Origin of the sequence: uncultured Microbulbifer sp. (assembly GCF_913055755.1) — a bacterium.
Lineage (GTDB): Bacteria > Pseudomonadota > Gammaproteobacteria > Pseudomonadales > Cellvibrionaceae > Microbulbifer.
Genome location: NZ_CAJXKH010000138.1, coordinates 1 through 6539 on the forward strand (window position 1 = coordinate 1; position 6539 = coordinate 6539).

Sequence of the window (6539 nt, forward strand, 5' to 3'; positions counted from 1 at the left end):
CGGCTGCCAGTATTTGTAAGCGTCGGTAATCACCGGATAGGAGTGCACACCGATCAGCTTGTCGTTACACAGGGAAGCGTCTTCGGCACAGTCTCCCAGGTAAACCCCTTCGCCCAGCGGGTTGGTGTGTTCATAACCATCACCACCGACAGGAGCAAATGCTACGTGGTCGGTGTTGATGCCGGTATCAATGATACCGAGGACCATGCCTTCACCCTGGTAGGGAACACCACTGGTAACGGAACCGTCGTGCACCTTGTCCGCACCGAGGAATTCTACCGAGCGGTCGGAATTGAGATCGAAAATACGCGAGGGAGTAATGCGTTTAACGCCCGGCATTTCCGCCATGCGCATGGCCTGGTCCTGGGTCATGCGGACCGCCATGCCGTTGGTCGCCATGGTGAACTGACGCTGTACGTCAAAGCGGATGCCGCGTGCCTTGGCCTGGCTCATCAGGTCAGACTGCGCGCGGCCCAGCTGCGCGCGGTATTGCTGTACCGCACGGCTGTCCTTGAGTGCCTTGAAGTTGTTATTGAGCGGCGATGCGCCGCCATTCAGCTGGCTGAGGTCGTTGCTGTAATTCACAACCGATTCATCGCTCAACTGAACGATGTAGGAAACCTCACCGGAAACATTGTCCTGCGGTACGAAAACCGGACTTTTACTGCCGGTGCGAACCTGGTTGGTACCGAGCTGCCGGTTTTCGTAGATGCTGCCCTGGATTTCCATCGAACCTTCATCCTTCTGAGCCTGGATCATTTCCAGTGTCAGCTTGGATGCGTGAAGCCCGGTACGATACTCCGAACTAGAGTCTACCGCCGCGACACCACCGGCTACGTATAGCGCGGTAATGCTGGCGATAAGACACTTGGAGAAGCGTGCCTTATTGTCATTATGCATAGTTATTTAACCTTATTGCCGCGGGTGGCCATGTGTGTCGGGTAGTTTCCGTTCAGAAATTACCCGCTGGACACTCCGCGATTTACCACTAAGTAATGGGTGCGATTTTCATCGCGGTCGGCCGTTATAGCGGAATTGAACCTGGTGGAATATGGCGTCGGAGCGGTGCTTGGTAACGGTTTGTCACATCCATTTGTTTTGTTGTTGTATATGGATTTATGTCATTAATGACAGGTAGTTTGCGCTTGTGAGTGCCCTTAAATGGAAATATATGCACCGTTATGGAACGGTTATTTCCGGCCAGCACTTTTGCTGGTTTTTGCACAAAAAGTGGCCGTTGTGATGCTGTCCGGGGCGGTGTTGTTTACGTTTCGAACGGGGGCAGCAGGATTACTTCATGTCGGCGGAGGCGGCTATCAGCCTATTGACGGAAGGTTTGATTGTGGGGGTGTTTAAAGGAATGTATTGACGATCAACCCGGGAACCAGCCCGGTAATGACGATGGCGATAAGCACCAGCAGGCCGTCGTGAGCAATGATTGCGAGCCCGAAAGTGGCCAGCGCCAGACCGGCAATCGAGGCGGAAAAGGGCACCACCTCCATCAGCGGCAACAGCAGGGCAATGGCGCAACAGACCAAAGCCACCACAACGCTACCGACGCGCGTCGCCAGTATCTCGAGGCGCGGTTTTATCCAGCGGTCCAGCACTGTCGCCGGCCTTTCCAGCCAGTGCAGGGTTTTCAGGAGTTTGCTCTGGGGAATTGAGCGGTGAAGCATCCACCCCGGCAACCAGAAATGTTTGCGCAGGGCGAGCATCTGTATCGTCACCAGCAGCACCAGAATTCCCATCAGCGTCGGTACTCCCGGTATGCCCGAGAGAGGGGAGAACAGTAGCAGCCCGGCGAGCAGCAGAATGGGGGCGAAGGAGCGACGGCCGACCACCTGCATCACCATTTCCAGTGATATATGGTCCCGTGTGCGCGCCAGCCTTTCCAGCTGAAACAGCAATTGTGTGAGGTTGGTGATTTCCTCGGGCATGGGCGCGTCAGCCGCTTTGGTTGGGGATTTCGGGTGTGCCAGGGATTGGCTATTCCTAATGCACCTTCTGCTCCGCGGCCTGCAACTGTGTGTCCAGCACTGCCATTGGCGTGTGGTCCATGATCAACAGGCCCTCGTAGGAACGGTCCAGGTCGGCGATTAGCATGATGACCACAGAAAATGACAGGGCCAGGGCAATGGCAACCTGAGGAGAACCACGACGACCAGACCCAAGCTGGAAGCCGATGGCGAGCATACTCAGGGCGGTGACGGCAAATAGGGCACCCCAGATCGGCATTGGAATACGGTAATGCGTGCCGACAAAAAATCGCGATGTATGGAAGTCGATCACTTCATTCAGGGAATCGACAAACTTGTTTAATCTTACCCCTTCGTACCCCGAAGCACTGAGTGTTGCCACTATCTGCCAGAGCTCCTGTTGAATCTCGTCGCTGCGCTTTAGCAAATTGATAAACCTTTCTGATTCCATGGTCTTCGGATCGAAATTACGCAATGCGACATATTCCGCCAGCAGCGACCGCGCCTGTTTGCGCTCTCCGAGCGGCAGCAGGTCTGCGCGTAGATAGGTGGTGGAGATCGCATTGACCTCATTGAGCAACAGTGCCTTGCGCTCGGAAAAACGCTCGGCCGCAGAGTTGAAGGTGAACGCAAGCATAAACGCCAGCAGGCCGAGCATGGCCGCAACGGCACTGCCAATGGAGGTGTCATTCATATCCCCCTGGCGCGCAGAGTGTCGACCGAGCATATTTCCGACTGCCAGTGTTGCCAGCACCAGAATAATGGAAAACGCGGCAAAGACCCCTAGCGATGGAAGGTCAAACTGGTTTCTGATCATAAAGGTAGAGGCTGACGTTTTCCCTAAAGTTTGGTCGAGAGCCTGTGTTCCTGCACGCTTTCGATAATTGTCGCCTGATTGTTTGTGTTTGCCCGAAAGTATGAGCGTCGCCCCCGCATCTGCGGGAGAGTTTCCTATATTTCAGATCACTGCGGGGTATCTGATAATTTATGGAGGCGACTTTCATGCGGTTAAATGCACTTTCCGCTGCAGTCATGTTGACGGCTGCGACAGTATTTTCTTCGGGTTCTGGCTTTGTGTTTGCTCAGGACAAGCCAATGCCGGCGGGTGTGCCCAAGTCGAACCAGTTCTGGTGGCCCGACCAGCTTGATCTCGCGCCTTTGCGTGATCACGGCAAGTCATCTAACCCGATGGAAGACGATTTCGATTACGCCAAAGCGTTCAACAGCCTGGACCTCAATGCGGTCAAGAAAGATATCGAACAGGTGCTGACCACCTCCCAGGACTGGTGGCCGGCGGATTATGATCATTATGGTCCGCTGATGATCCGTATGGCGTGGCATGCCGCAGGTACCTACCGGGTTGGTGACGGTCGCGGTGGTGCCGGCGGTGGTCAGCAGCGCTTTGATCCACTCAACAGCTGGCCGGACAATGTCAGTCTCGACAAGGCGCGGCGACTGCTGTGGCCCATCAAGCAGAAATACGGTCGTTCAATTTCCTGGGCAGACCTGATGATACTGACCGGTAATGTGTCGCTGGAGTCCATGGGCTTCAAGACCTTCGGGTTTGCCGGTGGTCGCGAGGACGACTGGGAGCCGGAGCTTGTCTACTGGGGCCCGGAAACCCAGATGCTGGACTATGAAAAGCGCTTTAAGGGCAAGAACCTCGACCGCAAGCTGGCTGCCACGGTGATGGGGCTGATCTATGTCAACCCGGAAGGGCCGGGCCACAACCTCGATCCGAAGTCCGCGGCAGAAAAAATTCGTCTCTCATTTGGTCGCATGGCGATGAATGACGAGGAGACCGTCGCCCTGATTGCCGGTGGCCACGCATTCGGTAAAACCCACGGCGCGGTCAAGGCGGACTGTGTTGGCAAAGAGCCGGCCGCGGCGCCCATCGAGCAGCAGGGGTTCGGCTGGAAGAACAAGTGTGGCAAGGGCAATGCCGAGGATACCTTCACCAGTGGTCTGGAAGGCGCCTGGACCATCACTCCGATGCAGTGGAGTCACAACTTCCTGGACAACCTGTTCAAATTCGAGTGGAAAAAAAGCAAGTCGCCGGGCGGTGGCACCGTCTGGATACCGACAGATCCAAATGCCGCCAATATGGTGCCAGACGCGCATATCGACGGTAAGCGCCACGCCCCGATCATGCTGACCACGGATCTCTCGCTAAAAGAGGATCCCGCCTACCGCAAAATATCCGAGCGCTTTCACAAGAACCCGAAAGAACTCGAAGATGCATTCGCGCGCGCCTGGTTCAAGCTCACCCACCGGGATATGGGACCCAAAGCCCGCTATCTGGGCAGTGAAGTTCCCAAAGAGGACCTGCTCTGGCAGGACCCGCTCCCCGCCGTGGACTACCCGTTGCTGGATGAAGGGGATGTGTTGAATCTCAAGAAAAAGATTATCGCCTCCGGCCTGACGGTACCGGAACTGGTGCGCACTGCCTGGGCTTCCGCGTCTACCTTTCGCGGGTCAGACATGCGGGGTGGGGCAAATGGCGCGCGGATTCGACTCGCGCCGCAGAAAGACTGGCCGGTAAACGATCCGCAGGAGCTGGCGAAAGTACTGGGGAAACTGGAGGCTATTCAGAAGGACTTCAACGGTTCCCTGTCTGGCGGCAAACAGGTGTCTCTCGCCGATACCATTGTACTGGCTGGCAACGCGGCGATCGAAGAGGCGGCGAAAAAGGCCGGGCACAATGTGCACGTACCCTTCAAGCCCGGGCGGGCAGATGCAACCGTGGAAATGACCGATGTGGAGTCTTTCGGCTGGCTCGAACCCATGGCAGATGGCTTCCGCAATTACTACGGAAAGGGCAACTCCGTGTCTCCCGCCGAGATGCTGGTGGACCGCGCCGACTTGCTGACGCTCTCGGTTCCGGAGATGACCGTGCTGCTGGGTGGCATGCGGGCACTGGGCGCCAATTCCGGCAACTCCAAGCACGGGGTCTTCACCGATAAACCCGGAACGCTGACCAACGACTTCTTCGTCAACCTGCTGACCATGGACACCGAGTGGTCCAGGTCATCCAAGGGGGAAGGGATTTACGAAGGGAAGGATCGCGAGACCGGCAAGGTCAAATGGACAGCGACGCCCGTGGACCTGATTTTCGGTTCCAACTCCGAATTGCGCGCAGTCGCCGAGTATTACGCGACGGAGGATGCGGACAAGGTGTTCGTGAATGACTTTGTCGATGCCTGGGCGAAAGTCATGAATCTGGACCGTTACGATAACTGATCCGGTTCCGGGCTAAATATCGACCGTCGGCCGACCGGATGAACCCCGGTTGGCCGATTTTTTATACCCGAAACAAAATGCCGGTGGGGATTGCCGGGCTGCAAGCGGGAGGAAAGTTATTTGGCACCACTGGCCGGCAGTGAATTGGCCACCGGGACCGCCTCCACCGGCTCGTGTTGCGCCATTCGCGCAAGGTACTCCTTCACGAATGGCTTATGTGTACGGATCAGATCCTCGGGCAGGGCATCGCGGGGAAAGAAGCGAAACGACTCGATTTCCGCGTCAGTGGTTTTGACCGCATCCCCGGAAATTCTGCCACGTACGGCAACATCGATGATCTGTGCGTTGGGTACCTTGCGAATGGTGAGGATTTCAAAATCGCTCAATCCGGTACCCAGCTCTTCCTGCAATTCCCGGGTGGCGGATTGCTCCAGGGTCTCACGTTTATTGAGCCAGCCCCCGGGCAGGCCCCACTTGTCCTGGTAGGAGTGCTTGACCAGCAGGATCTGGTCATCTTTTTCCACGAAATAGATGAGCCCGATCAAAAACTTGTCGCTGAGGGCGTAGGAAATCTCCCAGCGCAGCTGGGGCGGCAACGCCTTGTAGATCTTGTACTTAACGTCGGGAACGGCAAGCAGCAGCAGTGTCACAGAAAAAGTGACAAACCCTGTGGTTAGAAGGAAATATTTAACTGCTGTATAGAGATTTCTGAGCAATTTTTACTCCATTCCTCACTGATACTTCGGCTCGGGGTGATCAGGGTTGGTTGATAATTGTCCACTATAGCATTGAGTAATTTGCCCAGGTCAGTATTTGCTCGGTTCGGCACCAACAGCGGAATTTTCTCTCATTGTGCAGTAACGGCATCTCTATCTGCTGAAAACCGGTGACCTGTAGTGTTTGGAATAACGTAATGGACAGAGTTCACCGGGGAAAAGGGATTTACGATTAAGGCATTGAGTGCCAGCCTGCTTCTGATTTTTCTATTTTTACAGTGTGTAAAACCCTTCACCACTCAACCTGGTACGGATGCGGGTCACCAGAATATTGCTCAACTGTCGGTAATCGGGGTAGGGCGTCAATAGCAGTTGCCGTTCCACGTCCATGGCTACCTCGGCGCAATCGTGCAAGGGGCGGGCGCGGTGTTGAAGCGCGCGGAAACGCTGCAAAGTTTCCTTGCCGCCAATCCAGTGCCAGCCAGCAGTGTTTTGTATTGTGGGTGAGAAGCAGAGAGCGGTGTGCAAGAACAGCGCCTCATCCCTGAAGCACCGCCAGTCGCTTTCGTCCGGGCTCGCAATTTTGGCCAGCAAGTTCACTATCTTG

At 55.7% G+C, this 6539-nt stretch carries 6 protein-coding genes; 1 reads left to right on the forward strand and 5 read right to left on the reverse strand.

The window, feature by feature from the left end; translation table 11 throughout:
- The 3 genes from QZ511_RS15960 to QZ511_RS15970 all read right to left on the reverse strand — a co-directional run.
- A partial coding sequence (locus tag QZ511_RS15960; RefSeq protein WP_295803937.1) for a protease inhibitor I9 family protein occupies positions 1 to 900 on the reverse strand: 900 nt, incomplete at its 3' end.
- Positions 901 to 1352: 452 nt separating this feature from the next.
- Positions 1353 to 1937 carry an exopolysaccharide biosynthesis protein gene (locus tag QZ511_RS15965; protein ID WP_295803939.1) on the reverse strand — a complete coding sequence of 195 codons (585 nt, stop codon included), beginning with the start codon at positions 1935 to 1937 and terminating at the stop codon, positions 1353 to 1355.
- A 55-nt stretch (positions 1938 to 1992) separates the two neighbouring features.
- Positions 1993 to 2793, reverse strand: a complete 801-nt coding sequence (locus tag QZ511_RS15970; protein ID WP_295803940.1) for a hypothetical protein — start codon at positions 2791 to 2793, stop codon at positions 1993 to 1995.
- Positions 2794 to 3071: 278 nt separating this feature from the next.
- Between QZ511_RS15970 and katG the strand changes: the two genes are divergently transcribed.
- A complete protein-coding gene (katG, locus tag QZ511_RS15975) occupies positions 3072 to 5216 on the forward strand; it encodes a catalase/peroxidase HPI (RefSeq protein ID WP_295803941.1) in 2145 nt (714 codons plus the stop codon).
- A 116-nt stretch (positions 5217 to 5332) separates the two neighbouring features.
- Here katG and QZ511_RS15980 read toward each other — a convergent pair whose 3' ends face one another.
- Both QZ511_RS15980 and QZ511_RS15985 read right to left on the reverse strand, forming a co-directional pair.
- Positions 5333 to 5866, reverse strand: coding sequence for an NUDIX domain-containing protein (locus QZ511_RS15980; RefSeq protein ID WP_295803942.1), 534 nt, complete (start codon positions 5864 to 5866; stop codon positions 5333 to 5335).
- A 339-nt stretch (positions 5867 to 6205) separates the two neighbouring features.
- Positions 6206 to 6539: hypothetical protein (locus tag QZ511_RS15985; RefSeq protein ID WP_295803944.1), on the reverse strand; the 334-nt coding region annotated here is incomplete at its 5' end.

Excerpts from the sequence above, each read along its gene's own strand:
- QZ511_RS15965 (WP_295803939.1), bottom strand. The coding sequence starts at position 1,937 with ATGCCCGAGGAAATCACCAACCTCACACAATTGCTGTTTCAGCTGGAA.
- QZ511_RS15970 (WP_295803940.1), bottom strand. The coding sequence starts at position 2,793 with ATGATCAGAAACCAGTTTGACCTTCCATCGCTAGGGGTCTTTGCCGCG.
- katG (WP_295803941.1), top strand. The coding sequence starts at position 3,072 with ATGCCGGCGGGTGTGCCCAAGTCGAACCAGTTCTGGTGGCCCGACCAG.